We start from the raw sequence: 1,506 nt of genomic DNA, 5'->3' as shown, positions 1-1,506 counted from the left end.
ATGGCGGCAGCATCGGCAGACGGGGCAGCACCTGCGCCGACACTGAGTCCTGTGGCGTTGGCGGTGACCAGTCTGGCGGATGCGATGAAACAGTTCGATGTGAATGGAACTGCGATGGGTAGCCCGTCACTGGGGGTGCCGACCACGACCACCTTGAAACTCACCGGCATTCAGGACCCACAGGCTGGGGATATGCTGACAACAGGGGGCAAGACCTGATTTGAAGTCTATGTGGCGAACCATCAGCTCACTGGGGAACGTAATGCAAAGGATGGCTCATGCTCCTTTCATATCCAATCCAGGGGCTGATGTGCCATGACTAGGTCCATGAACTATGTTGTGGTTTCTAACGCTACTGTTTGGATCACCGTACGGAGAGAAGCTATTTGGGTCTTTGTCGGATAAGTTTTTTGATCTAGGCCGTTGGCTTGACGACCTGTTGGGTATTTCCAATGGGAATACCCAGACAGCCACCACGACTTCTCCCCCTGCCTGGTCGCTGACGACTGCACAGATTGCCGCATTGACGACGGCCCAGGTACAAGCGCTTACGCCTGCTCAAATTGCGAGTCTCACCACGGATCAGGTGCAGGCTTTCACCACTACCGGAATCAGCGTCTTCTTGACTTCACAGCTGGTTGCGTTGAATACCAGTGATATTGCGGCATTGACCACTGATCAGATCGTGGCTCTCACGACCTATCAGGTTCCTGCACTAATGACATCTAGTGTGGCCGCATTGACGACAGATCAGGTGGTCGCTATAGAAACGACGGATATAGCAACGCTGACGTCAAGCCAAGTGAGGGCACTAACTACGGCGCAAATCGTGGCGCTGAGTACTGACCAGTTTCCTGCCCTGACGACCACTGACATCATGGCACTGTCTACCATGCAGGTGCGAGCCATTGAAACGCGGGACATAGCCGTTTTGACAACCCAGCAAGTCTACGCAATGACGACGTTGGAGTTGAGTGCTTTTACTACGGCACAGGTGCTCGCTCTGACGACTGCGCAGATGGCCGCATTGACGACTGCCCAAACTGCGGCATTGCCCTCATTAGGGTGGAATATCCCCTCTCTGACCACTTCGCAGATTGCAGCCCTGACAACGGCGCAAATTTTGGCGCTCACAACAGACCAGATTGTCTCTTTGTCTACCGATCAGGCAATGGCGCTTTCCACCAGTGCCATACAGGTTTTAACAACTGACCAGATCGTGGCTTTTGAAACGGCAGATTTGGAGGTTCTGACCACGACACAGATCGTAGCGATTACATCGGTGCAGACCATGGTTCTCTCCACCACGCAGGTGGAAGCATTTACCTCTGCCCAGATTCCGGCATTTACAACCAACGCCTACCAATACCTGACGACGGGTACGCCCATCATCCTGGACTTGAACGGAGACGGTGTGAGAACGCAGAGCATCGACGCTGGCGTCAAGTTCGACTTGTTTGACGATGGTGCAGCGATCAATACGGGCTGGGTCAGTGGTGGCGACGG

General features: G+C 54.1%; 1 protein-coding gene and 1 pseudogene. Both read left to right on the top strand.

What is annotated here, in order from left to right; translation table 11 throughout:
- Positions 1-219 (top strand): hypothetical protein (locus AC1DZ5_RS21505; protein ID WP_477892844.1); only part of this gene is annotated, 219 nt, incomplete at its 5' end.
- Between the two features lie 115 nt (positions 220-334).
- Positions 335-1,506: pseudogene (locus AC1DZ5_RS21500) on the top strand (hypothetical protein); the annotation flags it as partial.

Source organism: Rhodoferax sp. P1_F3, assembly GCF_056405715.1.
This window is presented reverse-complemented; position numbering and strand designations above follow the sequence as displayed.